Here is a 25,132-nt window from a genome sequence, read left to right on the forward strand (position 1 = left end):
GACGGCGCAGGCAAATGACATGAGCGGGCAATCGCCTGAGATCGACACAGCGAAAATCAACACGGCCGTGGCGCAGGCGACGGCGCCGGCCAACGACACGCCGTTGCTCCGCGTCGAAGGCGTATCAAAGAAATTCGGCGATTTCCGCGCGGTGGACCGGCTCTCGCTCGACATCAAGGCAGGCGAGTTCTTTGCGCTATTGGGCCCGAGCGGCTGCGGCAAGACCACGCTGCTCAGGATGCTTGCCGGGTTCGAGACCCCAGACGAGGGCCGCATCCTGCTCGGTGGCCGCGATATCGCGCCGGTGCTGCCGCATGAGCGGCCCGTCAACATGATGTTCCAGAACTATGCGCTGTTTCCGCATCTCTCGGTCCGGGACAACATCGCGTTCGGCCTGAAGCGCGCCGGGATGGCGGGCGCCGCCATTGATACCCGCGTGGGCGAGATGGTCGCGTTGGTCAAGCTCGAAGGCATGGAGAAGCGCAGGCCGGATCAGCTTTCCGGCGGCCAGAAGCAGCGCGTGGCGCTGGCGCGCTCGTTGGCGCGGCGGCCCAAGGTCCTGCTGCTTGACGAGCCGTTGGCCGCGCTCGACAAGAAGCTGCGCGAAAGCACGCAGCTCGAATTGATGGAACTGCAACGCCGCCTCGGCATGACTTTCATTGTCGTCACCCACGACCAGGAAGAGGCGATGACGATGGCGAATCGGATCGGCGTCATGGATGCCGGCCGGCTCGAACAGGTCGCCACGCCGCGCGATCTCTACGAGGCGCCAGCCTCGCGCTGGGTCGCCCAGTTCGTCGGCGACGTCAATTTGTTCGACGGCGAGGTCACCTCGCAGGAAGACCATCGCCTGACGATTGCGACCCGCGACGGCGGAAGCATCGTGGTCGCCGAGCCGCGCGATCTCATCGGCAAGACGATGGTCTCGGTCGCGATACGCCCCGAGAAGGTTAGGCTGTCGCGCCGCGACCCGGCATCGGATGCGGGCACCTTGCAAGCGGTCAACCGGCTGGAAGGCGTCGTGACCGATGTCAGCTATCTCGGCGGCTCGACCGTCTACAAGATCAAACTCGATTCCGGCGCGGTGGTGCGCTCCTCGATCGCCAATACGGCGCGGCTTGATATCGACACGTTGAGCGCGGGTCGGCGCGTGGTGGCGTGGTTCACGCCCGACGATTGCATGGTGCTGGAGAAATGAGCGCGCGCCGCATCTTCGCGCAGCCGGCGCGGTATGCCGCCATCGCGCCCTATTTGTGGATGGTGCTGTTCTTCCTGGTGCCGTTCGGGTTCGTGCTGAAGATCAGCCTGTCGCAGACCGCGATCGCGCAGCCGCCCTATGTGCCCGTGTTCGATTTCTCCGAAGGATGGGCTACGATCAACGCGGCCTTCGCGCAGTTGTCCTTCGATAATTTCAGGCTGCTGATCTCGGACAGTCTCTACATCAGCTCCTATTTGCGCAGCGTCGTTGTTGCCGTAACCTCGACATTGATCCTGCTATTGATTGGCTATCCGATCGCCTATGGCATGGCGCGGCTGCCGCAGCGCTGGCAGCCGATCGCGATGATGCTGGTGATCGTGCCGTTCTGGACCTCGTTCCTGATCCGCATCTATGCCTGGATCAATATTTTGCAGCATGACGGGCTGCTCAATAAAATTCTGCTCGCGCTGCATCTGGTTTCGTCGCCGGTGGTGTGGCTCTCGACCGATACTGCGATGTATCTCGGCATCGTCTATTCCTATCTGCCGTTCATGATCCTGCCGCTGTACGCGACGCTTTCGAAGATGGACCCCTCGCTCTTGGAAGCCGCAAGCGATCTCGGTTCGTCGCCGCTTCAGGCGTTCTGGCTGGTGACGTTCCCGCTGTCCTTGCCTGGGGTCGGCGCCGGCGCGCTGCTGTGCTTCATCCCTATCATCGGCGAATTCGTGATCCCCGATCTTTTGGCCGGCTCCGGCTCGATGATGATCGGCCAGACGCTGTGGCTCGAATTCTTCACCAACAAGGACTGGCCGGTCGCCGCCGCCGCCGCGGTCGCCTTGCTGGTGCTACTGGTGCCGCCGCTGTTGCTCTATGACCGGCTGCAGCGCCGCACGTTGGAGGGTGCGAAGTGATGGCGCGACGTGTCGGCAGGATCTCGCCGTTTAACATCACCGCGCTCGCGCTGGGGATGGCGTTTCTGTATCTGCCGATCGTGATCCTCGTGATCTATTCCTTCAACGCCTCGCGGCTGGTCACGGTGTGGGGCGGCTGGTCGCTGCGCTGGTATCATGAGTTCTTCAACGACCGCGCCATGCTGGATGCGGCATGGATGAGCCTTCGCGTTGCCGCGGTATCGGCCACGATCGCAACGTTGCTCGGCACGCTCGCGGCAGTCGGGCTGGTTCGCGGCGAACGCTTCAGGGGGCGGACGCTGTTTTCCGGCATGCTCTACGCGCCGCTGGTGATGCCCGAGGTGATCTCAGGGCTGTCGCTGCTGCTGTTGTTCGTGGCGCTCAACGCCGAGCGCGGCTTCTGGACCGTGACGATCGCGCACACCACGCTGACGATGTGCTTCGTCACCGTGGTGGTGCAGTCGCGCCTTGCCTCGCTCGACCGCAGCCTGGAAGAGGCCGCGATGGATCTCGGCTGCGATCCGGTGCAGGCGTTCGTTCGGGTGACGCTACCACTGATCCTGCCTGCCATTGCCGCAGGCTGGATGCTCGCCTTCACGCTCTCGCTCGACGATGTCGTGATCGCAAGTTTCACCACCGGTCCCGGCTCGGCAACGCTGCCGATCCGGATCTATTCCGAGGTGCGGCTGGGGGTGAAGCCGGAGATCAACGCGATCTGCACCATGGTGATCGCGCTGATCGCGGTGCTGATCGTGATCGCTTCGCTCGCTGCGAAGCTGTCGAGTTCGGAGGCTAAGAGCGCGGCGCCGCTGTAGTCACGACTTCACCGCGCCCGCCGTCAGCCCGCCCACCATATACCGCCTGAACGCGTAATAGATCGCAGCCGGCGGCAGCGCGTAGATGAAGCCGGTGGTCATCAAGAGTTCCCACGGCGAGTCGTCCGCGGCCAGGAAGTTGCCAAGCGCCACGGGGAGCGTGATCTCGGTATCCCTCGACAGCAGCAGAAACGCGTAGAGATATTCGTTCCAGGCGAGCAGGATCGCGTAGGTGCCGATCGCAACCAGCGAGGGCATCATCAGCGGCACATACACTAGCCGGAATAGCTGCAGCGTGGTGGCGCCGTCCATGGTGGCGGCTTCATCCAGTTCGACCGGCAGCTTGTCGGACGCCTGTTTCAGAACCCAAATCGCGTAAGGGGAGGCGATCGTCACCATCGCGAGAATCAGCGACCAGTGATTGTTGAGGAGGCCGTAATTGCCCATGGTGCGGTACATCGGCACGGCAAGGAATGCCGCCGGGATGAAGTAGGTGAACAGCGCCAGATTCATCACCCAGCGCCCGCCGGGGACGCGCAGCCGTGAGATCGAGAAAGCGGCTGCGGTTGCTATCATCAGGGTGAGTGCGCCGGCAGACAGCGCGATCACCACCGAATTGAAGAACTGGATCCAGAAATCGCGCAGGAAGTAGTGCTCCTGGTAGAACACGATCTTGAAGTTATTCAGCGTCGGATGTGCGGGCCACAGCTTGCCCGAAAACGCGTCTTCCTTCGGTGAGATCGCGAACAGGAACATGTGATAGATCGGCACCAGCGTCCAGATCAGCACGGGAATGCCGATCAGAAGCAGTTTCGCCTCGTTGCCGATTTCTTTGAGAGAGGGCAGCTTCATCGCGACAACCGTTTCATCATGAAGTAGACCAGCGGCAGCACGAACGGCAGCGCGCAGACGATGGAGGCCATCGCTAGCGAGAGTTGGTCGAGCCGGAGATAGCGGATACCGAGCGTGGCGAGCACATGGGTGAGGTCGGCAGGGCCGCCGCCGGTGAGCAGATACACGCTGTTGAAGTCGCCCAACGTCCAGATCATCGAGAGCAGCGTGCAGGTGATGTAGAGCGTCTGCATCGACGGCCAGGTGATGTAGCGGAACTTCTGCGACCAGCTTGCGCCGTCGACCTCGGCGGCCTCATACAAATCGTGCGAGATCGCGAGTCGCCCGGTCATCAGGATCAACGTCCAGAACGGCAGCGATTTCCAGATGTGCACGCCGATCGCCATGGCGAGGGCGACGCTCGGGTCGTTCAGCCAGTTCGGGCCGTCCTCGGCGGTAAACTTGAAGATCAGTTGGTTAATCACGCCCCATTCCGGATTGAGCATGAAGCGCACGGAAAGAATTGTCGGGATCGACGGCACCGCCCAGGGCAGGATGAACAGCACCGACAGCCATTTGATCCAGCTGCGCTGCTGGGCGAAGAAGCCGGACAGGAACAGCGCGATCGCCATTTTCAGATTGATGCCGACCAGGAGGAAGATCAGCGTATTGACGGCGGCGCGCGCGAAGATCGGGTCGTGATAGAGCGCGACATAGCTCGCCGGATGCCGCGCCAGCCACAGCCCGTAGCCGACGGGGTAGACCACGAAGGCCAGGAACACCAGCAGATAGGGGGCGATCATCACGATGCCCCAGACCTGCGGCGTGGTCAGCCGTGCCGATAGCGGCGGGCTTGGTATCGCGTGATCGCCCGAAAGCGTGATTGCCATGGTCGTCCGTACTTACAAAAGTGAGGCGGCCGCAAGCTGCGGCCGGTGTGTTCGTTAACCCCGCCCTGCTTGCGGGGAGAGGTCGAAGCCGAGGGCTTCGGGTGAGGGGGGACCGGACTCACCCCAACCCTCTTCCCGCGAAGGGCGGGGAGAGGGAGGCGTGGCCCTGTGCTCTTCGTATTAGCCGGCGACCTGCTTGATGCGGGCGATCAGTTCGTCGACGGCCTTGTCGACCGGCACCTTCTCGCTCACCACGCGGTTCATCGCCTTGGCCCAGACGTTCTCGTTGTTCAGGATCGTGAACTTCCAGTTCTTGGTGAAGTCGAACGGCGTGGTGCCGCCCGTGAACTGATTGTACACCGCCTTGCGATGCCGGTCAGCCTGCCAGAACGGGCTCTGCTGGCTGGCCGTCGTCACCGGGAACCAGCGGCCGAGCGCGCCTTCGATATAGGGCCGCACGTTCTCTTCCTGCAGCAGGAACTTGATGAACTCCTTGCCCTCGGCCTTGTTCTTGGCGACCGTGAACATCAGGCCGGTCTTGACGTCGGAGCGATACTTGATCGGCGTGCCGTCAGGCTTGTTGGGGAAGGACGCCGTGATGATGGTCTCATCATAGTTCTTCTTGCCGAGCGCGCGCTGCTCCGGCGTCAGCGCCGGGTTGTTGGCGTCGTCGAGCCATTTCGCCGCGATCGAGATCGTGAAGTTGTGCGTCATCACGATCGTCTTGTTGTGGAAGGCGACGTTGTTGTCCGGATCCTTCCAGGTGGTGGAGGAGGGCGGCGTGCAGCCCTTGATGTAGGTGTCGGTGTAGTCCTTCATCGCCTTGATCAGGTTTTCCCGCACCTTGGGATCGTCGATCAGGAGCTTGCCGTCGTCATCGACCAGCTTGACGTTGTAGGCGTCCATGAAGGTGTAGAACGACTGGAACGAATCGGTGGATTCCACGCCCATCGGCTGGCCGACGGCATAGACGCGCTGACCGGTGGCCTTGCGGCTGGCGGCCTGCACCTTGTTGCACCAGAACGACCAGTAGTCTTCCCATTTGGTCGGGATGTCGCTTTCCTTGAAGCCGGCCTGTTCCAGCATGTCCTTCCAGATCTGGACGTGCATGCTCTGCTGCTTCAGCGGAAAGCCGTAATAGCCCTTCTTCTTTGTCTGATCGTTGTAGAGAAAGGTGGTTTCCAGCGTGTTCGGCGCGAATGCCGACTTCATCGGCAGCAGGATATCGGAGAGATCCTCGAGCTTGCCCTCATATGCCCACTTGCCCTGCGCCTGCACGTCATAGCTGTCGGAATAGGCGACATCAGGCACGGTGCCCGAATCCAGCGCCGCCACCGTCTTCGGAATCATATCCTGGATGGCGTATTGCGAAAGCTCGACCTTGATGCCGGTCTTGGCCTCGAATTTCTTGATCGCCTCTAAGAGCGCATCGTCCTCGGACTTGTAAAAGCCCTTGCCGAACCAGACCGTGATGGTCTTCTGCTGGGCGAGCGCGGGCGCCGTGGCGTAAAACAGGCCGACGGCTGCGACCGCGAGCGAAACTGATCTCCTGGATATCACATTGTTCTCCCTGAAAACGCCGGCTTGTTAACCGGTTGGATAAAAGACTAGCCCATGCGCGCGACGCGATCCAGATGGGGCAGTGCAAACTTCTGTAGGGGGATGTTCGCGGCGCAAATGCGGCAAAAGATGTCTGCGCACGCGTGGGCGTTTTGATTCAACCATTTTGGTTCAATCATTTGCGTCCTTGCCGGGGAGCATGGCCGACCGACGTTTTAGCGCGGCGCCACTTGGCATCGAAGACGCTAGCTGGGTTCAGCGGCGAGTAGCCCGCATGAGCGCAGCGATATGCGGGGAAAATGAAAGCCCCGGATGTCGCGGCGCTCATCTGGGCCACGCCTGCTGGGCTGATTTTCTGCTTTTTATCGTTATCAGAAAACCCCGATCTGCGGCTTGGCGATCATCAACCACATTATGATCGCCACCGCAGTGAACGCCGGAATGCCAAACGCGAACCATAGCCAAAAAATCCGGTGATATTCTTTCGGCAGCGGCTTGCCCTCTGCCGTTGCGATCACGGCGAGGTCGCGCAGGCGCATTTGCATCCACACCACCGGCAGCCACAGCGCGCCGGTGAGGACGTACAGCACGATCGACCAGACGATCCATCCGTCCCAGAACGAATAGCCGACGTTCAGCACAAGCAGCGTGCCGGTGATGGGCTGCACGACGACGGCGGTCGCCGTGAAGATGAAGTCGGCAATCACGACGATGCGGGCGACGCCGGCGATCACGGCCGGCTTGCCGCCGAGGTGAGCCGCCAGCATGAAAAAGGCGATGCCCGCGCCCGTGCCGAGCAGCACAGCGGCGCCGACGACATGGAGATATTTGAGGACGAAATACAGCATCACCGGTCCTCGAGCACGGCCAGCGCTGCGAAATGCAACACGATGATCGGCCAGATCTTCAGCATCGGCCCCAGCGGATCGGCCCAGAGCCGCGGCACCAGGATGGTGCCGATGATCGCGTAGGCGAAGGAAATGGCGATGGCCGCATAGAGGCCGTAGCGGCTCGTTGGCCTGTAGGCGATCGCAAGTCCAATGACCAGATCGGCCAGGGCGCCCGCGATCACGGTAAGCACGGCAGCCGTTCCTTCCACGCCGCCTTCGCCCATCAGGCCCATGCCATAACCCCAACCCGGCCCCAGCGAGACAAACGCGGTCGAGAGCCAGAACAGGGATAGGACGACAAAGATCGCGGGCTTGACCAGGTACATGCCGGCAAACCAGCGTTCCTGCACGGACGCCGGCTCAGCGGCGAAAAATTCCGGAAGGCTTTTTGGATGAAGCCCGAGCCGCTGCATGTCTTCGAGATTGCCAATGGCGCCGCGCACCATCTCGCGCTCGGCCGTGCTTCTTACAGGAGGCCGCCAGCCGAGATACGAAATCATGTCGCCAAGCTTGTACATGAGGCTTGAAGCGAACTGCGGTAGGCGTATCTCCCGTGCCGATGGCCAGCGGCACCAACGGCGGATCAGCGCAACGACCGCGCCGAATGAATAGCGATGCGGGCCGACCAGCTCGATAATCTGTCGCGTGGGCGCGGCGGGGTCGAGAAAATGCTCCACAGTCCGTACCACGTCCTCAAGCAGGACGATCTGGAGCTGTCCGGTGTTCGGCATCACAGGAACGGCGGGCAGCGCCGCCAGTCCTCGCATCAGCGCGCTGGCGCCATAGGCCGCGCGGCCGATCACCACGGAAGGCCGCAAGATGACCCAATCGAGATCGCGCTCCATCAGCGCCTTGTCGCCGGCCAATTTGGATCGGGAAAAATCGCTCGGGGTTTCGCGGTCGACGCCGATGGCGGAAAAATGGATGACGCGACGGATCTCGAGCTGCTCGCAAGCGGCAAAGAGGTTTGCGATGCCGCGATGATGCACCATTGAGGTGGAATCGCCGGGGCTGTCCTGGAGCACCCCTGCGCAATTCACGACCGCCTCGATGCCATCGAGATGCGGCAGCCAATATGCGGGCGACTTCGCCTCGGAGATATCGACGTTGCCGCTTCTGCTCATCGAAACGACGGAATGACCGCGCGAGGACAGATGAGCCACGATTGCCGATCCGATCAGTCCGGTCCCTCCTATCACGGCAATTTTCATGACATGCTCCGCATTAAGAAGTCACGCCCGCTTACGCCAACGTAAGCCCCGAACGAATTCCTCCAGAAAAGGAAGCGCCTCAAATAGCACGGAGGCAGCCAGGAAACCGGCGACGAATTGCCAGGGCAGCGGATTCCGCTTGAGGACTAGGTCGAAGCGGGCAGCCTCCGGACCAAGTCCCCATAGGCTGAGAAATTGCGGCCAGTTCAGCGCAATGACGATGAGCATGGCAGTGAGAGGCATCAGCTCGAGAAAACTATGGACATGCTGTTCGATGGGCGTGATGGACCGCCTGTGACTGGCGAATGTCGTGTCCCACAAGGCCGTCAACTGGTGCAGAACGAAACAGACAATCATGGTTGCGATGATGAGCGCATTGATCTCAAAGAACATCGCCGCCAGGAGGGGAATGCCTATCTCTGCCAACATCAGCAGATGAAGAAGCGATTCCTTGTAGCCGCTCGTCACTTCGATCCGCGAAGCGCGATGACAGAGGTAATCGGCAAAGCCGGCCACTAGCCACACCGGCAGGACGAAATACAACAATATCGTTTCGGCTGCAGCGGGATGAGACATCGGCTTTTCCGGCCAAGCAGTTCCCGTTTACAGCGTGTCGGGGGTGCGGACGGGCGAGGATTTGTCCTCATTCCGCAGCTCCTGCTCAGCCAGACGCCAGAATTCGTGCTCTTTGCCTTCGGGCCTGCCATTGCGCTCCCAGATCTCATAGGCGCGCTTTTTAATTTCCTGTTCGGTTGGCTCGGTCATCGATGTCTCCTCCATCCATCTCTGTACGATAGGCGTCGCATCGCCGCTCTCGGCGGCCGGAGATGTCACGTCGGAGCTTTCGCCTGTCGCCAGGCGGCGATCCCTTTTCCTCGCAGTGGAGTCAGGACATCGCGCCTGCACGCGGCACCGCGTGACGGCTTTCGTTCATTGAGGGATAAGCACGCAGCGAAGAGCAATGTTCCTGGATCAAACGGGCTTAGGTCGGTTTTGGATTGAAGGCGGCACGTCGATTTGAGCTGTGGCGGCGCTCCATGTCCCTTCGTCCCGTACAGGGGGACCGGGCAGGCGGCTCAGAACGAATTCGCCAGTTCGATCTCCGCCTTCAGCGCGGCAATCCGCCGCCCGGCTTCCCTGGCCGTCAGGTTCCTCTCGAATAGTTTGGGCTGATAGGCCTCGGCGCTGAGCGTGCGCAGCGTCGCCAATTGGCGCGGCGTCATCGGTGCATCCACCTGGTCCGGTAGCTGGGACATCTGAAACCCCAAAGAATCTTCGATTCGATCCGAACTCTTAACTTGAAATTTGTTCTTTATTTGTTCTTATGGAGTTCTACCGCAGCGAGGTGGCCCATGGACAACAAATTGAATGAAATTCGCAGAAAAATCAGGTTCTTACGGTCGGAGATGCTGAGCGCGGAGGATAACATCCGTAAACAGCTCAACCGCGATGAGGACTGTTCGGAAGCAGCAATGCGTCTGATGGCCATGCGGGTCACCATGGTCGGCCTCATCGGCGAACGGAACCGGCTTGGCGGCGAAGAGCGGCTGCTCAATGTCGATGAGCGGCTGAAGCTGGATGCCCGCTCGGTCGGCAGGAAGCCTGCGATCGGGGCGTCAGAGCGTTTTCCAGCGAAGTGGGAACCGGTTCGCGGCAAGAAAACGCGTCAAATAGAAAATCCAGAGCCCCGTTCCGATTCAATCGGAGCGGAGAAGGCTCGAGGCCGCCGTGAGCGATGACGCCATTCAAGCCCCTGCGCCGGCGGATTGCCGAACTGGATCAGCTTGCTCGTCAGCTCAATCAATCCGGCCTGGATAACGCGCGGGCGCAGCTCCTGCTCGCGCGCAAGCGGGCGGAGTTGGAAGATTTCATCAACAGAGGCCGGCGATGTCAGGACCGCTCAGATGGTACGACCCCAACGCAGATAACCCGCCGTGGCTAAAAGCCCTGGCGGAGGTTCGGATCCGGGCGACGCGGGAAGGATGGTGCCATGCCCATGTCCAGGCGATCGTTGTCGCCATCGATCAATATGCCGAGGCGGCGCTGGGCAATCGGGATTACTTTCTCAACAAGCCGCATAGCATCGGTGGTCGCAGCAGCAACAACAACGTTCCCTGAAGGTCGCTTGCGATGGAATTGAGCGTAATAATTGGAGGAGGTTGGATGTTTGAGCGATGCGGCTCCTTCACGCGTTCACGTTGGTGATCGCCGTTGCAGCGGGAGCTGCCGCATTGGTCGATGTCGTCGCTATGTTTTCTAGCTACCAAGGCCAGTAGATGGGGTAACGTTAGTTCGCCTTGGCCGGTGCATTGGCCGGTGCGTCCGCCGCCGCCTCCGGCACCGCCTGCCGCGATCCTCCACCGGTAAACCGCTCGATCACCGAGCGCACCGCATCGCGCGTCTTGCGATCCTTCACTGCATCGAGCAGGGGCGCTGCGCCCGGCGAGCGGCGGATCAGGCTCTCCGGATCGGGAAACACCAGCGGATCATCCCACGGGCCCTGCACGACGAAGGGCAGTTCGAATCCCTTATCGCCGGCGCCGGCCGACGTCAGGCTGGCGATGCCCTTGAGGTCGTATTCGCGTGATGGCACCGAAGCGGTGCCGGTCAGCGTCAGGCGCGTGGTCGGTCCGTTGACGCGGATTTCTTCGACGGTGGCGATGCCGTCGTTGAAGTGCACCGAAACGGTGAGGTTGTCGTAGGGTGTCGTGCCGGAGCGGAAATTGCCGCCGCCGGATAGCGGCCGCCGCTCCAGCCGCTTCAGCAACTGCTCGACATTGAAGCCGGCGATCGCGCCGTCATGACCGGTGAGCGTCGCGGTGCCGTCGAGCGAGGAGGCGAGGCCGAACGGGCTCGAGCCGGATGCCATCAACGAGACGCCGAGATTGCCGCGGCCGGAAAGCTTCGTGATGCCGAACAATTCACTGGCGCAGGCCTGCAGATCGACATCGGTGAACTGGAACTGCGCCTTGACGTCGGCGATCGCATCCGAACGCGCAATGCCGAACGAGCCCTTGGCGATGCCGCCATACATCTGCGCTTCGCCGATCGAGAGCGCCAGCGCGCCGCCGCGCAGATTGGCGCCGAACGCGGTGCGACCGAGTCTCGTCGGGCCGACCGTCACCCTCGCCGCCGACAGACGCATATCGAGGTCGGTGGCGGAGAGCGAGGTGAGGTCGAACAATTGCCGGTTCCAGTCGCGCGCGCCGCTCGCAAGCAGGCGGACGGTCGAGATATAGGGCGTGAAATCCAGGTTGCCCGCGGCGAGCGTCGCCTGCAGCGTCTGGCGGCCGTTGTTGGCAACCGTCATCACGCCCTCGGCGACGTTGCCGTCGAGTTCGACATTCACATTCGTCAGCGCAACCGAGGCGCCGACGACATTGGCGCGGGCCCTCAGCGCGAAGCGGCCGAACCCGCCGCTGCCGGGCACCGGCTGCCCCATCCAGCGCAACGCGTTGCGCAGCGACACGCTGTCGACGGTCACCGTGCCGTCCATCATCAGGCTGGTGCGGTTGGCCAACGAGCCGTCGAAGGCGAGTTTCAGGGGCGCGCTGACCAGCCGCGCCTTCAGACCCGAGCGATCGCCCGAGAGCATCGCGACGAAGTCGCTGGCCGAGATCGAGCCGTCGACGCGTTCGCCGCGCCAGTCGAATTGTCCGGTCGCCGCGAACGAGCGCGAGATCGACGGCCAGGCCAGCGAGAGATCGATGTCGCTGAGCTGTTCGGTGACACGGTTGGCGGCATCCTCGTATTTGAGCACGCCGTCCTGAATCCTGATTTCCGAGAACGATACCTGGTTTTCGGCGCCGGGCTTCATCGTGCGCGCGATGCGTTCGACGAACGGCGTCCAGTTGCTCTGGCCGCCGACCTCTCTGACGACGCGGATATGCGGCCGCAACATCATGACGTCCGCGATTTCGAAGCGGCGCAGCAGCAATGGCAGCAGGCGCAGATTTGCGGTCAAAACCTCGACCTGCAGCGCGGGGTCGGTGGTGCCGCCGCCCTTCAGCCCGACATTGTGGAACGAGACATGACTGCCCGGAAACACCGATACGTCGATCGCGCCGGTGACGACCAGATCGAGCCCGGTGACGGCTCGGATCTGCGCCTCGACCGCCTGCCGCAGCGCGTCGCGGTTGATGAACCAGGAGGTTCCGATCAGGGCGAGCACGGCCAGGCCGAACAGCGTCGCAACCGGTATCCCGAGGCGCTTCATTCCTTGGGCCATCGTCAGTGACATATCCGGATCTGGTTAAGCCGAACTCGGGTTGCTGCTAAAGGATCTCAGTTGATTAGGGCAGGCGGCGCAAACGTTAACCCCGTGCCAACCCACACAACTTGAAGGCTTTTCTTGACGCTTTCAAGGCCGACATGGCGTTCGGTGGGCAGTTCGGCGGCATAATCCACCCGTCATTGACGCACCGCGAAGAATTCGCCTAATAATCCGAAGATAATGCCGGCATTCGGCCGTTCCCTCCATCAGGTCAAACATCCATGAACAAGGTTTACCCCGACGCCAGATCGGCACTCGACGGCGTTCTCAAGGACGGCATGATGATCATGTCCGGCGGTTTCGGTCTGTGTGGTATTGCCGAGACCCTGTCGGACGCGATCCGCGATTCCGGCGTCAAGAATCTGACGGTGGTTTCCAACAATGCCGGCGTCGACGGCATCGGGCTGAGCCGGCTGCTGGAGACGCGCCAGATTAAAAAGATGATCTCGTCCTATGTCGGCGAGAACAAGCTGTTCGCGCAGCAATACCTCGCCGGTGAACTGGAACTCGAGTTCAATCCGCAGGGCACGCTGGCCGAACGCATCCGCGCCGGCGGCGCCGGCATTCCGGCGTTCTACACCAAGACCGGCGTCGGCACGTTGATCGCCGAGGGCAAGGAAGTGAAGGAGTTCGACGGCGAGAAATACATCATGGAGCGCGGCCTGTTCGCCGATCTCGCCATCGTCCACGCCTGGAAGGGCGACACCGCCGGCAACCTGATCTACCGCAAGACCGCGCGCAATTTTAACCCGATGATGGCGACCGCCGCGAAGATCACGGTGGCGGAGGTCGAGCACCTGGTTCCGGCCGGCGAACTCAATCCCGACCACATCCACACGCCCGGCATTTTCGTCAAACGCATCATCGAGGTCGGCACGGCCAAGAAGCGCATTGAGTTCCGCAACACCCGCCCGCGCCCATCGAGCGCGTCCGCGGCGGCAACGGGAGTAGAAATCTGATGGCCTGGACCCGCGAACAGATGGCGGCGCGCGCCGCGAAGGAACTGCGCGACGGCTATTACGTCAATCTCGGTATCGGCATTCCGACGCTGGTTTCGAACTACATCCCTGCAGGCATCGACGTCAGCCTGCAGAGTGAGAACGGCATGCTCGGCATGGGCCCGTTCCCCTATGAGGACGAGGTGGACGCCGACCTGATCAACGCCGGCAAGCAGACGGTCAGCGAATTGCCGTCGACCAGCTATTTCTCGTCGGCCGATTCGTTCGGCATGGTGCGCGGCGGCCATATCGATCTCTCGATCCTCGGTGCGATGCAGGTGGCGCAGAACGGCGATCTCGCCAACTGGATGATCCCCGGCAAGATGGTGAAGGGCATGGGCGGCGCGATGGACCTCGTCGCCGGCGTCAAGCGCGTCGTCGTGGTGATGGAGCATTCCGCCAAGGACGGCCCGAAGCTCTTGAAGAAATGCAACCTGCCGCTGACCGGCGAGCGCGTGGTCGACATGGTGGTGACCGATCTTGCGGTCTTCACCATCGACAAGCACGGCAAGGACGGCATGGCGCTGATCGAGCTCGCCGACGGCGTCACGCTGGACGAGGTGAAGGCCAAGACCGAAGCCGAGTTCCGCGTCGCGTTGAAAAACGTCTGACGTGATGGCGGGGCGGTCGCAACCTGCGATCCGTCCCGCGCGTCCCGAAGACGCAAGCTTCATTGCCCGCAACATCCTGTCGTCGCAGCGCGGCCCGTTCCCGCGCGGCTGGTTCGACATCGCGCTTGGCTGGGACGAGCCGCAATGCCTTGCGTTCGTCGAATGCATCGCGATCGCGCCAACGCAATCGTGGTGGCACATCACCCAGTTCATCGTCGCTGAGGTCGAGGGTGAGCCGGCGGCATCGCTCTGCGCGCTGCCCGCGGCCGGTACCGAGGCCGCTGCGCGGGCGGTGATCAAGGAGGTGGCGGCCGCGATAGCGCTGAGTGCCACCGATCCGACGGTGGTCTTCCGGCGTGGCGCCTATGGAGCGAATTGCTGGGTGCAGGGCGGTGAGGGCGACTGGCTGATCGAGCATGTCGCCACGCTGCCGGAATATCGCGGGCGCGGGCTGGTGCAGGCGCTGATCGGGCATGCACTCGCGGCCGGAAGGGCTGCAGGATTCGCGCACGCATCGATCTCGTTTCTGATCGGTAACGAGGCGGCAGAGCGATGCTATACGAAAGCGGGTTTTTCCTTTGCCGAAGAAAGACGCGATCCGGCGTTCGAAGCGTTGACCGGTTCGCCGGGCTTCCGTCGCTTTACGCGCGGAATTTAGGCATGTGTCGTCCGTGCGTTCGCAGGGACAACGAGAGTGTTGCTCGACCTACGCCGGCCCGGCCGGTACGTCCGAAAATCGCGTCAGCCACGCCACCGGACCGATACTGGCGGCGACGATCAGGAGCGCGGCGAGCGCGCCTTCCTCGAAGCTGCCGCGGCTGGCGTACTGGTAAATCGAGGTCGCCAGCGTTTCGACGTTGAGCGGCCGCAACAGCAGCGTCGCCGGCAATTCTTTCAGGCAATCCACGAATACGACGATGACCGCGCCGAGCATGGCGGGGCGCAAGAGCGGCAGATGGATCAGCCGCATCGTCGTGGTCTGGCCGGCGCCGGCGGCGCGCGCGCTGTCGTCGTAGTCGTGCGGGATCCGCTCGAACCCAGCCTTGATGAATCCGGTCGGCACCGCCAGAAACCGGATCACATAGGCGATCACCACGGCAGCACCTGAGCCGACCACGATCAATCCCGGCAGCGATTGTCCAAGCCATCCGGCGAGCGCGTTCAGCCCGTTGTCGATGGCGAGCACCGGCGCGAGCAGGCCGAGCGCCAGCACCAGCCCCGGCAGCGTGTAGCCGGTCTGCGCGATGTTCATTGCGACGAAGCGCAACCCATTCGGCCGCCAGCGCCACGCGAGAATGGTCGCAAAGCCGAGCAGCAGCGCGGTCAACGTGGCTATGCTTGCGAAGGCGACCGAGTTGAATGCATCGCGCCACAGCGCTGCGTCGAAATTGGCAAAAAGCCCGCGCTTGAAACTCTGCTGCGCGAGATACAGGAGCGGCACGAGGAATCCCAGCACCACCGGCAGCAGGCAGGCCGCGAATGCATATCCGCCCTTGATGCCGGTGAGTGGGGTGCGCGGCGTGAGCCGCGGGCTTTCGGCGGAAAACTCCGTCGTGACATTGCGGCGTCCGTAACGTTCGACCGCGATCAGGCCGGCCACGATCGCCAGCATGAAGCAGGACAACTGCGCGGCGCCGGCGAGGCTGCCGCGGTTGAGCCAGGTCGTGAACACCGACACCGTGAGGGTACGGACACCCAGATATTCGCTGGCGCCGATGTCGTTCAGCGTTTCCAGCGATACCAGCGCGACGCCGACCGCCAGCGCGGGACGTGCCATCGGCAGCGAGATACGCCAGAAGGTGGTCCAGCGGCTGGCGCCGAGCGTCTTTGCGGCCTCGGCGAATTCCGCGCTCTGGTACTGGAACATCGTGCGCGCCGAAAGATAGACGTAGGGGTAAAGCACCAGCGCGATCACAACGACCGCGCCCGGCAGCGAGCGCAAATTCGGAAGCATGCGCACCGCGTCCTGCAGCGGAAGCCAGTGCGCGAGTGTCTTGTGGACCAGGCCCAGCGGCTCGAAAAGGTCGACATAGACGTAAGCGGCGAGATAGGTCGGGATCGAAAGCGGCAACGGCAGCAGCCACAGCAGCATTTTCCGGCCGCGGAATTCATGCAGCGAAACCGTCCACGCCGTGCCGGTGCCGATCGCAAGCGACAGGGCAGCGACGCCGCCGAGCAGGAGCGCGGTGTCGAGGATGGTGGCCGGTAGCACGTAGTCGATCAGGTGCTGCCAGACGTCAGGCGCCGGCTGCAGCGCGAGCGCAATGATCGAGATGACGGGAGCTGCAACGAGGATGGCGGTCGCAACCGCAATCGCTGCCGCGATGCGGCCCGAGCGCGTGACCGGATTCACGTCTGCACACGCTGGTGGAATGGGCCGAGATGAATCCGCTTGTGGATGTGGGCTCCCTCCCGCCTTGCGGGGGAGGGCGGGGGAGAGGGGTAGCCACGAGCGATGCTGCCCGTGTGGCTTACCCCTCTCCCTAACCCTCCCCCGCAAGGGGGAAGGGGACGCAGTCGTGCCAGGCGAGAGATCACAATTTTAATCCTTCGCCCACCCAGCCGTTCAATTATCGAATCCGACCTTGTCCACCAAAGTCGCGGCCGCCTTGCGGTTGGCGGCGATCTTGGCGATCGGCAGCGGGTCGGCTGTGAGCTTGCCGTAGCCTGCAATCGTCGGATTGACGGCGACGCCGGCGCGAACCGGATACTCGTAGTTTGAATCGGCGTAGATCTTTTGCGCCTTTTCACCGACCAGCCATTCGATCAGCTTGACGCCGTTGGCCTTGTTGGGCGCCTGCTTGGCCAGCAGCACGCCGGAGAGGTTGACGTGGGTGCCGCCGCCTTCGAAGGTCGGCAGGACCACCTTCGTTGCTTCCGCCCACGGCTTCTTCTCGGGATCGTTGTTCATCATCAGCGCCCAATAGTAGGTGTTGGCGACGCCGATGTCGCATTTGCCGGCCGCGATATCGCGCGCGACTTCGCGGTCGCCGCCGGACGGCTTCTGCGCCAGGTTGGCCTTGACGCCGCGCAGCCATTCCTCGGCTTTGGCCTCGCCGTATTTGGCGGTATACGCCGCGAACAGCCCGTTGTTGTAGATGTGCTGGCCGGAGCGGATGCAGATCTTGCCCTTCCACTTGGGATCGGCGAGCTCTTCATAGGTGAGCTTGTCCTGCTTGACGCGGTCCTTCGAGGCGTAGATCACCCGCGCGCGCATCGAAATGCCGGCCCAGTGGCCGTCCGGATCGCGATACTGCGCCGGCACGGTCTCGTCGATCACCACCGACTTGATCGGCTGGGTGACGCCGGCCTGCACGGCCTCGTCGATGCGGCCGATGTCTACCGTCAGCAGCACGTCGGCGGGGCTGTTGGCGCCTTCCGCCTTCATGCGCTGCTCGAGACCAGAGCTTGCGGAGACCACATTGACCTTGATGCCGGTGTCCTTGGTGAAGGCATCGAACAGAGGCTGGATCAGCTTGGTTTCGCGGTAGGTGTAGACGTTGACCTCGCCGTCGGCGGACGCCGTCGAGGCTCCGAACGCGGTAAAACAAAGCAACGCTGCGGTTGCGGTGGTAGCACGAATATTGATCATGGGGCTGCCCGACAATTCTGATGAAGATGCCCGTCTCAGTAGCGCAGCGGCCATGGTGCCGTCAGCGACCGGATGTCGCGAACGGCTCGATTTAGAAGGATTCCACGCTGTAATTTAGAGCGATTCCAAACATGGCGAGCCGTCGCATCATGCGACCCGTGAAGTCCGGCGGGGACGCAGATAACCGGGGCACGACCTATCGGCTGTCAGCAGCAAGATCGAAATCGACAGTGTTGCCGCCGCTGATAACGACTGCAATGCGTTCGCCGGCGGCGGGCTTGTAGGCGCCCGACACGATCGCGGAGAACGCTGCTGCGCCGCCCGGCTCTGCAACGATGCGCAAGGCGCGCCAAAGCGTCGCCTGTGCGTCGGCGATCGCGGCGTCGGAAACCAGTACGGTCTGTCGCGCGTATTTCCGGACGATCGGGAAGACCCGTTCACCCACACGCCGCGGCGCAAGCGAATCCGCAGCCAGCCCGCCGGCCTCGGCATCAACGGGATGGCCGGCTTCAAGGGCCCTGGTCAACGTGGGCGATGCATGCGGCTCGACGCCGACCACCTTGATGCGGCCGGCATACCATGCCGCGATCCCGGCGATCAGCCCGCCGCCGCCCACGGATGCGAGCAGGGTATCGATATCCGGTGCCTGCTCCGAGAGCTCAAGGCCGATCGTTCCCTGTCCTGTGATGGTTTCGTTCTGGTCGAAGGCCGGCACCGGCAGTGCGCCGGTTTGCTGCGCCCATGCCTCGCTGGCGGCGAGCGCATCGGCATAACGCTCGCCCTCGATCGTGAGGTCGGCGCCGTAGTCCCTGATACGCTGTACCTTCGCCGGCGAAGAGACGCTAGGCACGAAGATCTTGGCCGGCTTGCCGAGCTTCATCGCCGCATAGGCGACGGCCGCGCCGTGGTTGCCGCCGGACGCCGCCACCACGCCGGCCTGCGGCACATCGCGGGTCAATAGATTGGCAAAAGCGCCGCGCGCCTTGAACGAGCCGGAGTGCTGCAGGAGCTCGAGCTTGAGCGTCAGCGTATGGCCGGGAAGCCCGAACTCGGCGCCATCGACGTCGACCATTGGAGTCCGTCGGATAAAGGGCCGGATCAGCCGCTCGCATTGGACGATCATTTCCGACGTTACGGCATCTACCGGCGCGTCCATAAGGCACTCCCACTCATTGACAGGAATTAGTCATTTAGCTAATTAGCAATATGCCTTCTTTGCAAGACGACGTCGAGTCTGCTTTTCGCGCGCTCGCCAACGATCGGCGGCTTTTGATCCTGGAGTGGCTGAAACGCCCCCGGGCGCATTTTCGCGAGCAGGTCGACGGCGATCTCGTCAAAGACGGCGTGTGCGGAGTGTTGATTGCCGAAAAGCTCGGCGTCAGCCAACCCACCGTTAGCGAGCACCTGAAAATACTGTCGCTGGCGGGATTGGTAAGCGCCAAGCGCGTCAAGCAGTGGACGTTCTACAAGCGCGATGAAGCGCGCATCGCTAAGCTGAAAGCGGCCATGCTCGAAAAGATATGATGTTCGGTCGTGAGCCGCGTCCGTGCGTGCCGCCGCCGACTTTCCGTGCCAACATTTTGAGCAGCGAAGCGCACGTTATCCGTTCGACCTTGGCATCATCAGTGCCTAGCCTTGGCTGGAGCGGAGATGATGCCAATGCGCGCGGTAGTGGACTATTGCACCGGAGGAGCGAAGCGAGAGGTATCGGCAGGCACGCTCGTCCTTCATGAAGGCAGCAAGACCGGACATCTGTTCGTCCTGCTCGAGGGAAGGCTCGAAGTCGTCAAGGGCGACAGCGTCGTGGCCGTCCTCAGCGAGCCGGGGGCGATGCTCGGGGAAATGTCGGTGCTGCTCGAGCAGCCCCATACGGCAACCGTGCGCGCCGCTTCCGATTCGGTGGTCTACGAGTTCGACGACGCCGAGGCGTTCCTGCGCGACCAGCCGGCGGTGGCGCTGTTGATCGCGCGGTTGCTTGCACAGCGCCTCAATGTCGCGACCACCTATCTCGCCGATCTCATGCATCAGTATGGCGACCACGGTAACCATCTCTCGATGGTCGGCGAACTCCTGCAGAGCATGATCAACCTGCCGCCGACGCAGGTCTCGCCAGGCTCGGATCGGCAATCCGACCCAAGGATGTAAGCCAGGCCGGCGGAATCTCGATCGGCGCCGCCGGCCGCAGCAAGGGCGCGCGCAGGTCGATGCGTTGCGCCTCGCCGGCCGCAATCCAGAACGCCCTCATCGAAGTCGAGCACGATGAAGACCGGCGGACGGCCGTGCTGCAGGCCGGCGAACGACGCTAAGTGCCAAGACCGGACGTCGCGATTGTCTTTCCGCATCGCCGCGCCGGACCCTATGTAACTTCCAAGGTGCATACGACGGCTCGTTTCCCTGCGCCCGCTCCACTATTTATCCGCAATTATAGGGCAGCTTAGCAGCGTCCTGATCCAGGACGACCGCAGCACGTACCGGTCGCGCTTAGGGGCTCGCCGGCGAACGGTCTGGGAGGTATTGTACCTCAAGAGCGGCCCGAGCAGGTCAAGCGCCGGCAGGGCAGCTCAAAGCGGCTCTAGGCCCAATGGTCGACGCATCTAACTTGCATTCCATGCTTTCCACGGCTGAGTTGCGCCGGCGTCCGTCGCGTGCTCCCGACCATGAAGCCGAGAGCAACGCCCTAATCGCCTTGGCGGAGTCGATGACCTCGTCGCCTCAAGGCATCTTGCAGAAGCTCGCGGATACCGCCCTTACCCTGTGCCGTGCGCACTCCGCCGGGCTCAGCCTGTTGGAGGAGGGCGACCAGAAGAGAAATTTTCACTGGCGCGCTATCGCCGGACAGTGGGCTTCTCACATTGACGGAGGAACACCGCGCGACTTCGGCCCGTGCGGCACGGTCCTTGACCAAAACGTCGCGATGGTATGCTCACATCCCGAACTCGACTTTCCCTATTGGACATCCATCAAGCCTGTCCTTGAGGAAGGATTGCTGATTCCCTTCTACATCAAGGGTGAGGCGGTCGGCACAATCTGGATCGTCGCACACGACACGAGTCGTCGCTTCGACGCAGAAGACCTGCGCGTGTTGACCAGCCTAGGCATCTTCGCAGGGGCCGCCTATCAGACCTTGTTGTCCCTAAACGCGACGCAGCGGATTGCCTCCATCGTGGAATCCTCTGACGATGCCATCGTCAGCAAGGACATCAACGGCGTAATCGTCACGTGGAACAAGAGCGCCGAACAAATCTTCGGCTATACGGCCGAGGAAGTGATAGGCAAACCGATCACAATTCTAATCCCGCCGGATCGGCATGACGAGGAGCCCGCAATTCTCGAACGTATCCGAGGTGGTGAGCGCATCGAGCACTATGAAACAGTTCGTATGCGCAAGGATGGAAGCCCGATCGATATTTCGCTGACCGTTTCGCCCATCAAGAATGCGGAAGGCAAAATCATCGGCGCGTCGAAAATCGCCCGCGATATTACCGAGCGCAAGCGCAGCGAAGCGCAAATCATTGTTCTCGCTCGCGAAGCCGAACACCGAGCCAAAAACGTGTTGGCTACTGTGCAGGCGATCGTGAATCTTTCCGACTCCGAAACACCCGAAGGTCTCAAACACACAATAACGGGTCGCATCCGGGCGCTCGCGAACGTCCACACGTTGTTCGTGGAATCTCGCTGGACCGGAGCCGAGCTTCACAGTCTGGTCAAGGAGGAGCTTGCCGCCTATTGTCGAGAGAGCGAGGGTCGCGCGCGCGTTGATGGTCCTAACGTAGTTATGCGGCCGGACATCGCTCAGACAGTTGCGGTTGCCCTGCACGAGCTTGCGACCAACGCGGCCAAATACGGGGCTCTGTCAGTAGCCGAAGGAAATGTTCAGGTCGAGTGGTCGTGCGCGTCAGATGGATGCCTCGTTCTTCGCTGGACCGAGGCGGGTGGCCCGCCGGTCAAGCCACCGATGCGTCATGGCTTCGGCACGCGCGTGATGGACAGCATGATCCGAGGCCAACTGAAGGGTGAGATGCGCTTCGACTGGCGCGCCGAAGGACTCGTGTGCGAAATCGCTCTTCCGACGTGAGGCAGAGCGCCCAACTCCTCTGGCCTCGCCGACGGACCAGCGAGCGGAGCCACGCGATGCCGACTTATCCGGGTTGATAGGCCATGAGTTTCGTTGATGAAGCTCCGGCAGCCTGATGACCGGTTTAGGTCATTCGCTACAGGTGCGACCCAGCGGCAAGTCCAGCCATGTCCGCTGTGACGCCGAAAGCGGAAGTCAATTCAAACTCGCCTCAATTCGAATTTGGCGGCGCGCTAATGAGTCCACGCCCTAGTCTTCGCTCGCCCTGAACCGACCGAGCCCCTTCAGCACGAACGGCGCTACCAGCGCGATCAGCGCAATGCCGAGCAGGGTCGCCGACATCGGGCTCTGCAGCAGCACGATTGGATCGCCGAGGCTGATGGCCAGCGCGCGGCGCAACTGGCTTTCGGCGATGGGTCCTAAGATGAGACCGACGACGACAGGTGCGATCGGGAAGTCGAACCGGCGCATCAGAAAGCCCAACACGCCGAAGGCTGCCAGCATCGACAGCTCGACCACCGAAGGTTTTGCGGCGATGGTGCCCATGGTCGCGAACACGAGAATGCCGGCGTACAGCCACGGCTGCGGGATCGCGAGCAGTCGTACCCATAGCCCGACCAGCGGCAGGTTGAGAATCAGCAGCATCACGTTGGCGATGAAGAGGCTCGCGATCAGGCCCCATACCAGATCGGGCCGCTCGGCGAACAGCAGCGGCCCCGGGTTCAGCCCGTATTGCTGAAAGCCCGCCAGCATCATCGCCGCCGTCGCCGAGGTCGGAAGCCCCAGCGTCAGCAACGGCACAAGGGTGCCGGCGGCGGAGGCGTTGTTGGCAGCTTCCGGCCCCGCGACGCCTTCGATCGCGCCCTTGCCGAATTCCTCCGGATGCTTCGACAGCCGCTTCTCGGTCGAGTAGGACAGGAATGTCGGAATTTCCGCGCCACCGGCGGGCAATGCGCCGATCGGAAAGCCGAACATCGTCCCGCGTAGCCACGGTTTCCACGACCGCATCCAGTCCTGCTTCGTCATCCACAGCGAGCCGCGCACCGGCTCGATCTTTTCCTCGGCGTGATGGCGGCGCGATGCGACGTAGAGCGCTTCGCCGACGGCGAACAGGCCGACCGCCAGCGTCGTCACCTCGACGCCGTCGAGCAGTTCGGGCATGCCGAATGCGAGCCGCGCCTGGCCGGTGAGCTTGTCGATGCCGATCAGCCCGAGCGTCAGCCCGATGAACAGGCTGGTCAGCCCGCGGATCGGCGAATCGCCGAAGGTCGCAGACACCGTCACGAAGGCCACGCACATCAGCGCGAAATAATCTTCAGGCCCGAAGCGCACGGCAAAATCCACCAGCCACGGTGCGAGAAAAGCCAGGCCGATGGTGGCAATGGTGCCCGCGACGAACGAGCCGATCGCCGATGTCGCCAGTGCCGGACCGCCGCGACCGGCCTTGGCCATCTTGTTGCCCTCGAGCGCGGTCGCCATCGACGCGCTCTCGCCGGGCGTGTTGATCAGGATGGCGGTGGTCGAGCCGCCATACATGCCGCCGTAATAGATACCGGCGAACATGATCAGCGAGCCGCCGGGATCGAGCTTGTAGGTCACCGGCAACAGCAACGCGACGGTGAGCGCCGGTCCGATGCCGGGCAGCACGCCCACGGCAGTGCCGAGGAACACGCCGATCAGCGCATAAAGCAGGTTCATCGGCTGGACGGCGACGGCCATGCCATGCGCAAGCGCAGCGAAGGTTTCCATTACAGCAGTCTTTCCAGAGGGCCGGCAGGCAGGCTCAACGTCAACAGCCGATCGAAGGCGAGATAGATCAGCGTGGTCATCACGAGCGCGATGACGAGGTCGGCGAGGATGGCGCGGCGCCCGAACGCCGCCGAGGTGGTGACGAACAGCGCCGACGTCGCCAGGATGAAGCCGCCGCCGAGCCCGATGATGGCGATCAGCAGCGCAAGTCCGCCGAGGATCAGCAGCACGGGCTTGGGATCGGCGCTCTCGCGCGGCGGCAGGTTGCCGCGCAAGGCGTCGATCAGGTTGGCGCTCGCGAGAATGCCGAGCCCGACTGCTACGACGACCGGCATCGCCTCGGGCCCCATGCCGTACATCGAAGTGGATGACAGACGGCTTGCGTCCCATACCAGCACCGCAGCCAGCACCGCGAGGGCCGCGGCAATGACCAGACCGGCGGGATCGATGCGCCGCGAGGCCGGCCGCTGCGGAAGATCGCTGGACGCGCCGTCCGTCATGATTTGACGAGGCCGACCGATTTCAGCACGTCGGTGACCCGCGTCGTTTCCTTCTTCAGGAAGTCGGCGAACGCATCGCCGGATAGATAGGCGTCATCCCAGCCCTTCTGCTTGAGGATGTCCTTCCAGGCGTCGGACTTGACCATCTTCTCGACCGTTTCGCTCAACGTCTTGCGCTGTTCCGGCGTGATGCCGGGTGGCGCAACCACCGAACGCCAGTTGGCGAGCACGAGGTCGATCCCTTGTTCCTTGAAGGTCGGGATGTCGATCCCGGCGATACGCTTCTCCGAGGTCACGCCGAGTGCGCGCAATTTGCCGGATTTGATCTGTCCTTCGTATTCGCTCAGGCCCGAAATGCCCGCGGTGACCTTGCCGCCGAGAATGGCCGCGAGCGACTCGCCGCCGCCGGAGAACGGAATGTAATTGATCTTCTTGGCGTCGGCGCCGATCGTTCCCGCAAACAACGCCGCCATCACATGATCGACGCCGCCGGCCGAGCCGCCGGCAAAGGTCACCTTGGCGATGTCGGCCTTCACGGCCGTGGCAAGATCCTGCGCCGTCTTGAGCGGCGAATTCGCCGGCACCACGATCACCTGGATTTCCTCGGTGAGGCGCGCAATCGGCGTCACCTGTTCGAGCGTCACCGGCGACTTGTTCATGGCGAGCGCGCCGACCATGACGAAGCCGTTCACCATCATCTGGTTGCCGTCACCCTTGGCGCCATTGACGAACTGCGCGATGCCGATGCTGCCGCCGGCGCCGGCCACGTTGGTGACCTGGACGCTACGGGCGATCTTGGCGGCGACCAAAGCCTGCTGCATCGCGCGGGCGGTCTGATCCCAGCCGCCGCCGGGCGCTGCGGGCGCCATGATCTTGAGCTCGAGCTGCTGCGAGAGGGCAGGCGCTGTGGCTGCAAGCGTCAACGCGACGACCGCGCCGAACAGGCGCGCATGAAACGGCATCATGGGATTTCCTCCGGGCTCACGCGGAGCCGCTGTGTGTCAATTCGTCGCATATCAGCCGGAAAA

The 25,132-nt window shown here is 62.7% G+C and carries 26 protein-coding genes and 1 pseudogene; 11 read left to right on the top strand and 16 right to left on the bottom strand.

Annotated features, from left to right (window positions below):
• Positions 1-19: 19 nt before the first annotated feature.
• Genes CQ13_RS35030 through CQ13_RS35040 form a run of 3 tightly spaced genes read left to right on the top strand, consistent with a single transcriptional unit; the run spans position 20 to position 2,924 of the window.
• Entirely contained in the window at positions 20-1,198 is a 1,179-nt protein-coding gene (locus tag CQ13_RS35030; protein WP_082637843.1) for an ABC transporter ATP-binding protein, read from the top strand.
• The gene (locus CQ13_RS35035) at positions 1,195-2,109 is read left to right on the top strand and encodes an ABC transporter permease (protein ID WP_057847329.1); all 915 of its coding nucleotides are present in this window, start codon (positions 1,195-1,197) and stop codon (positions 2,107-2,109) included. The genes CQ13_RS35030 and CQ13_RS35035 overlap by 4 nt, the downstream gene beginning before the upstream one ends.
• Entirely contained in the window at positions 2,109-2,924 is an 816-nt protein-coding gene (locus tag CQ13_RS35040) for an ABC transporter permease (protein ID WP_057847330.1), read from the top strand. Before CQ13_RS35035 ends, CQ13_RS35040 begins: the two co-directional genes overlap by 1 nt.
• On the opposite strand, the gene CQ13_RS35045 is transcribed toward CQ13_RS35040, so the two are convergent.
• The 8 genes from CQ13_RS35045 to CQ13_RS35075 all read right to left on the bottom strand — a co-directional run bounded on the left by CQ13_RS35045 (position 2,925) and on the right by CQ13_RS35075 (position 9,562).
• Positions 2,925-3,776 (bottom strand): carbohydrate ABC transporter permease, encoded by an 852-nt coding sequence (locus tag CQ13_RS35045; protein WP_057847331.1) that lies wholly within the window; start codon positions 3,774-3,776, stop codon positions 2,925-2,927.
• A complete protein-coding gene (locus CQ13_RS35050) occupies positions 3,773-4,645 on the bottom strand; it encodes a carbohydrate ABC transporter permease (RefSeq protein WP_057847332.1) in 873 nt (290 codons plus the stop codon). The genes CQ13_RS35045 and CQ13_RS35050 overlap by 4 nt, the downstream gene beginning before the upstream one ends.
• 180 nt (positions 4,646-4,825) lie before the next feature.
• Positions 4,826-6,205 carry an ABC transporter substrate-binding protein gene (locus CQ13_RS35055; protein ID WP_057847333.1) on the bottom strand — a complete coding sequence of 460 codons (1,380 nt, stop codon included), beginning with the start codon at positions 6,203-6,205 and terminating at the stop codon, positions 4,826-4,828.
• 371 nt (positions 6,206-6,576) lie between these two features.
• Positions 6,577-7,053, bottom strand: a complete 477-nt coding sequence (locus CQ13_RS35060) for a DUF2269 family protein (RefSeq protein ID WP_057847334.1) — start codon at positions 7,051-7,053, stop codon at positions 6,577-6,579.
• Positions 7,053-8,306: an SDR family oxidoreductase gene (locus tag CQ13_RS35065; RefSeq protein WP_057847335.1), complete on the bottom strand. Its 1,254-nt coding sequence runs from the start codon at positions 8,304-8,306 to the stop codon at positions 7,053-7,055. Before CQ13_RS35065 ends, CQ13_RS35060 begins: the two co-directional genes overlap by 1 nt.
• 21 nt (positions 8,307-8,327) lie before the next feature.
• Positions 8,328-8,882, bottom strand: a complete 555-nt coding sequence (locus tag CQ13_RS35070) for a hypothetical protein (protein ID WP_057847336.1) — start codon at positions 8,880-8,882, stop codon at positions 8,328-8,330.
• Between the two features lie 27 nt (positions 8,883-8,909).
• On the bottom strand, positions 8,910-9,071 hold the full coding sequence (locus tag CQ13_RS42010) for a DUF2934 domain-containing protein (RefSeq protein WP_082637844.1): 162 nt from the start codon (positions 9,069-9,071) through the stop codon (positions 8,910-8,912).
• Positions 9,072-9,382: 311 nt separating this feature from the next.
• Positions 9,383-9,562: a DUF3072 domain-containing protein gene (locus CQ13_RS35075; RefSeq protein WP_057847337.1), complete on the bottom strand. Its 180-nt coding sequence runs from the start codon at positions 9,560-9,562 to the stop codon at positions 9,383-9,385.
• A 96-nt stretch (positions 9,563-9,658) separates the two neighbouring features.
• Here CQ13_RS35075 and CQ13_RS44800 point away from each other — a divergent pair, with 96 nt between their 5' ends.
• On the top strand, positions 9,659-10,045 hold the full coding sequence (locus CQ13_RS44800; protein WP_057847338.1) for a hypothetical protein: 387 nt from the start codon (positions 9,659-9,661) through the stop codon (positions 10,043-10,045).
• 148 nt (positions 10,046-10,193) lie between these two features.
• A complete protein-coding gene (locus CQ13_RS42015) occupies positions 10,194-10,424 on the top strand; it encodes a hypothetical protein (RefSeq protein ID WP_082637833.1) in 231 nt (76 codons plus the stop codon).
• Between the two features lie 169 nt (positions 10,425-10,593).
• Here CQ13_RS42015 and CQ13_RS35090 read toward each other — a convergent pair whose 3' ends face one another.
• A complete protein-coding gene (locus CQ13_RS35090) occupies positions 10,594-12,534 on the bottom strand; it encodes an AsmA family protein (RefSeq protein WP_057847478.1) in 1,941 nt (646 codons plus the stop codon).
• A gap of 266 nt (positions 12,535-12,800) precedes the next feature.
• On the opposite strand from CQ13_RS35090, the gene CQ13_RS35095 reads away from it, so the two are divergent.
• From CQ13_RS35095 to CQ13_RS35105, 3 genes are read left to right on the top strand one after another with little or no spacing between them, the layout of a single operon-like run.
• A complete protein-coding gene (locus tag CQ13_RS35095; RefSeq protein ID WP_057847340.1) occupies positions 12,801-13,538 on the top strand; it encodes a CoA transferase subunit A in 738 nt (245 codons plus the stop codon).
• Positions 13,538-14,188 (top strand): 3-oxoacid CoA-transferase subunit B, encoded by a 651-nt coding sequence (locus CQ13_RS35100; RefSeq protein WP_057847341.1) that lies wholly within the window; start codon positions 13,538-13,540, stop codon positions 14,186-14,188. The genes CQ13_RS35095 and CQ13_RS35100 overlap by 1 nt, the downstream gene beginning before the upstream one ends.
• 4 nt (positions 14,189-14,192) lie before the next feature.
• Positions 14,193-14,846: a GNAT family N-acetyltransferase gene (locus CQ13_RS35105; protein ID WP_057847342.1), complete on the top strand. Its 654-nt coding sequence runs from the start codon at positions 14,193-14,195 to the stop codon at positions 14,844-14,846.
• 48 nt (positions 14,847-14,894) lie between these two features.
• On the opposite strand, the gene CQ13_RS35110 is transcribed toward CQ13_RS35105, so the two are convergent.
• The 3 genes from CQ13_RS35110 to CQ13_RS35120 form a co-directional block, all read right to left on the bottom strand.
• Positions 14,895-16,541: an ABC transporter permease gene (locus tag CQ13_RS35110; protein ID WP_057847343.1), complete on the bottom strand. Its 1,647-nt coding sequence runs from the start codon at positions 16,539-16,541 to the stop codon at positions 14,895-14,897.
• Positions 16,542-16,754: 213 nt separating this feature from the next.
• On the bottom strand, positions 16,755-17,780 hold the full coding sequence (locus CQ13_RS35115; RefSeq protein WP_057847344.1) for a Fe(3+) ABC transporter substrate-binding protein: 1,026 nt from the start codon (positions 17,778-17,780) through the stop codon (positions 16,755-16,757).
• 196 nt (positions 17,781-17,976) lie between these two features.
• The gene (locus CQ13_RS35120) at positions 17,977-18,936 is read right to left on the bottom strand and encodes a threonine/serine dehydratase (protein ID WP_057847345.1); all 960 of its coding nucleotides are present in this window, start codon (positions 18,934-18,936) and stop codon (positions 17,977-17,979) included.
• Between the two features lie 59 nt (positions 18,937-18,995).
• Between CQ13_RS35120 and CQ13_RS35125 the strand changes: the two genes are divergently transcribed.
• A complete protein-coding gene (locus CQ13_RS35125) occupies positions 18,996-19,304 on the top strand; it encodes an ArsR/SmtB family transcription factor (RefSeq protein ID WP_245309536.1) in 309 nt (102 codons plus the stop codon).
• A gap of 135 nt (positions 19,305-19,439) precedes the next feature.
• Positions 19,440-19,925 carry a Crp/Fnr family transcriptional regulator gene (locus tag CQ13_RS35130; RefSeq protein ID WP_057847479.1) on the top strand — a complete coding sequence of 162 codons (486 nt, stop codon included), beginning with the start codon at positions 19,440-19,442 and terminating at the stop codon, positions 19,923-19,925.
• Here CQ13_RS35130 and CQ13_RS46885 read toward each other — a convergent pair.
• Positions 19,864-20,074, bottom strand: a pseudogene (locus CQ13_RS46885) (metallophosphoesterase family protein); the annotation flags it as partial. The gene CQ13_RS35130 and the pseudogene CQ13_RS46885 sit on opposite strands and share 62 nt — an antisense overlap.
• Before the next feature lie 404 nt (positions 20,075-20,478).
• Between CQ13_RS46885 and CQ13_RS35135 the strand changes: the two are divergent.
• Complete coding sequence (locus CQ13_RS35135) at positions 20,479-21,855, top strand: PAS domain S-box protein (protein WP_245309537.1); 1,377 nt, start codon at positions 20,479-20,481, stop codon at positions 21,853-21,855.
• Between the two features lie 249 nt (positions 21,856-22,104).
• On the opposite strand, the gene CQ13_RS35140 is transcribed toward CQ13_RS35135, so the two are convergent.
• Genes CQ13_RS35140 through CQ13_RS35150 form a run of 3 tightly spaced genes read right to left on the bottom strand, consistent with a single transcriptional unit; the run spans position 22,105 to position 25,069 of the window.
• Positions 22,105-23,604 carry a tripartite tricarboxylate transporter permease gene (locus tag CQ13_RS35140; protein ID WP_057847348.1) on the bottom strand — a complete coding sequence of 500 codons (1,500 nt, stop codon included), beginning with the start codon at positions 23,602-23,604 and terminating at the stop codon, positions 22,105-22,107.
• Entirely contained in the window at positions 23,604-24,104 is a 501-nt protein-coding gene (locus CQ13_RS35145; RefSeq protein ID WP_057847349.1) for a tripartite tricarboxylate transporter TctB family protein, read from the bottom strand. Before CQ13_RS35145 ends, CQ13_RS35140 begins: the two co-directional genes overlap by 1 nt.
• Positions 24,101-25,069, bottom strand: a complete 969-nt coding sequence (locus CQ13_RS35150; RefSeq protein WP_057847350.1) for a Bug family tripartite tricarboxylate transporter substrate binding protein — start codon at positions 25,067-25,069, stop codon at positions 24,101-24,103. Before CQ13_RS35150 ends, CQ13_RS35145 begins: the two co-directional genes overlap by 4 nt.
• Positions 25,070-25,132 lie beyond the last annotated feature (63 nt).

Origin of the sequence: Bradyrhizobium retamae (genome assembly GCF_001440415.1) — a bacterium.
GTDB classification, from domain to species: Bacteria; Pseudomonadota; Alphaproteobacteria; order Rhizobiales; family Xanthobacteraceae; genus Bradyrhizobium; species Bradyrhizobium retamae.

Excerpts from the sequence above, each read along its gene's own strand:
- CQ13_RS35115 (WP_057847344.1), bottom strand. The coding sequence starts at position 17,780 with ATGATCAATATTCGTGCTACCACCGCAACCGCAGCGTTGCTTTGTTTT.
- CQ13_RS35120 (WP_057847345.1), bottom strand. The coding sequence starts at position 18,936 with ATGGACGCGCCGGTAGATGCCGTAACGTCGGAAATGATCGTCCAATGC.
- CQ13_RS35075 (WP_057847337.1), bottom strand. The coding sequence starts at position 9,562 with ATGTCCCAGCTACCGGACCAGGTGGATGCACCGATGACGCCGCGCCAA.
- CQ13_RS35135 (WP_245309537.1), top strand. The coding sequence starts at position 20,479 with ATGACCTCGTCGCCTCAAGGCATCTTGCAGAAGCTCGCGGATACCGCC.
- CQ13_RS44800 (WP_057847338.1), top strand. The coding sequence starts at position 9,659 with ATGGACAACAAATTGAATGAAATTCGCAGAAAAATCAGGTTCTTACGG.
- CQ13_RS42015 (WP_082637833.1), top strand. The coding sequence starts at position 10,194 with ATGTCAGGACCGCTCAGATGGTACGACCCCAACGCAGATAACCCGCCG.
- CQ13_RS42010 (WP_082637844.1), bottom strand. The coding sequence starts at position 9,071 with ATGACCGAGCCAACCGAACAGGAAATTAAAAAGCGCGCCTATGAGATC.
- CQ13_RS35040 (WP_057847330.1), top strand. The coding sequence starts at position 2,109 with ATGGCGCGACGTGTCGGCAGGATCTCGCCGTTTAACATCACCGCGCTC.
- CQ13_RS35070 (WP_057847336.1), bottom strand. The coding sequence starts at position 8,882 with ATGTCTCATCCCGCTGCAGCCGAAACGATATTGTTGTATTTCGTCCTG.
- CQ13_RS35050 (WP_057847332.1), bottom strand. The coding sequence starts at position 4,645 with ATGGCAATCACGCTTTCGGGCGATCACGCGATACCAAGCCCGCCGCTA.
- CQ13_RS35065 (WP_057847335.1), bottom strand. The coding sequence starts at position 8,306 with ATGAAAATTGCCGTGATAGGAGGGACCGGACTGATCGGATCGGCAATC.
- CQ13_RS35145 (WP_057847349.1), bottom strand. The coding sequence starts at position 24,104 with ATGACGGACGGCGCGTCCAGCGATCTTCCGCAGCGGCCGGCCTCGCGG.
- CQ13_RS35130 (WP_057847479.1), top strand. The coding sequence starts at position 19,440 with ATGCGCGCGGTAGTGGACTATTGCACCGGAGGAGCGAAGCGAGAGGTA.
- CQ13_RS35060 (WP_057847334.1), bottom strand. The coding sequence starts at position 7,053 with ATGCTGTATTTCGTCCTCAAATATCTCCATGTCGTCGGCGCCGCTGTG.
- CQ13_RS35100 (WP_057847341.1), top strand. The coding sequence starts at position 13,538 with ATGGCCTGGACCCGCGAACAGATGGCGGCGCGCGCCGCGAAGGAACTG.
- CQ13_RS35035 (WP_057847329.1), top strand. The coding sequence starts at position 1,195 with ATGAGCGCGCGCCGCATCTTCGCGCAGCCGGCGCGGTATGCCGCCATC.
- CQ13_RS35140 (WP_057847348.1), bottom strand. The coding sequence starts at position 23,604 with ATGGAAACCTTCGCTGCGCTTGCGCATGGCATGGCCGTCGCCGTCCAG.
- CQ13_RS35105 (WP_057847342.1), top strand. The coding sequence starts at position 14,193 with ATGGCGGGGCGGTCGCAACCTGCGATCCGTCCCGCGCGTCCCGAAGAC.
- CQ13_RS35095 (WP_057847340.1), top strand. The coding sequence starts at position 12,801 with ATGAACAAGGTTTACCCCGACGCCAGATCGGCACTCGACGGCGTTCTC.
- CQ13_RS35045 (WP_057847331.1), bottom strand. The coding sequence starts at position 3,776 with ATGAAGCTGCCCTCTCTCAAAGAAATCGGCAACGAGGCGAAACTGCTT.
- CQ13_RS35150 (WP_057847350.1), bottom strand. The coding sequence starts at position 25,069 with ATGATGCCGTTTCATGCGCGCCTGTTCGGCGCGGTCGTCGCGTTGACG.
- CQ13_RS35030 (WP_082637843.1), top strand. The coding sequence starts at position 20 with ATGAGCGGGCAATCGCCTGAGATCGACACAGCGAAAATCAACACGGCC.
- CQ13_RS35090 (WP_057847478.1), bottom strand. The coding sequence starts at position 12,534 with ATGGCCCAAGGAATGAAGCGCCTCGGGATACCGGTTGCGACGCTGTTC.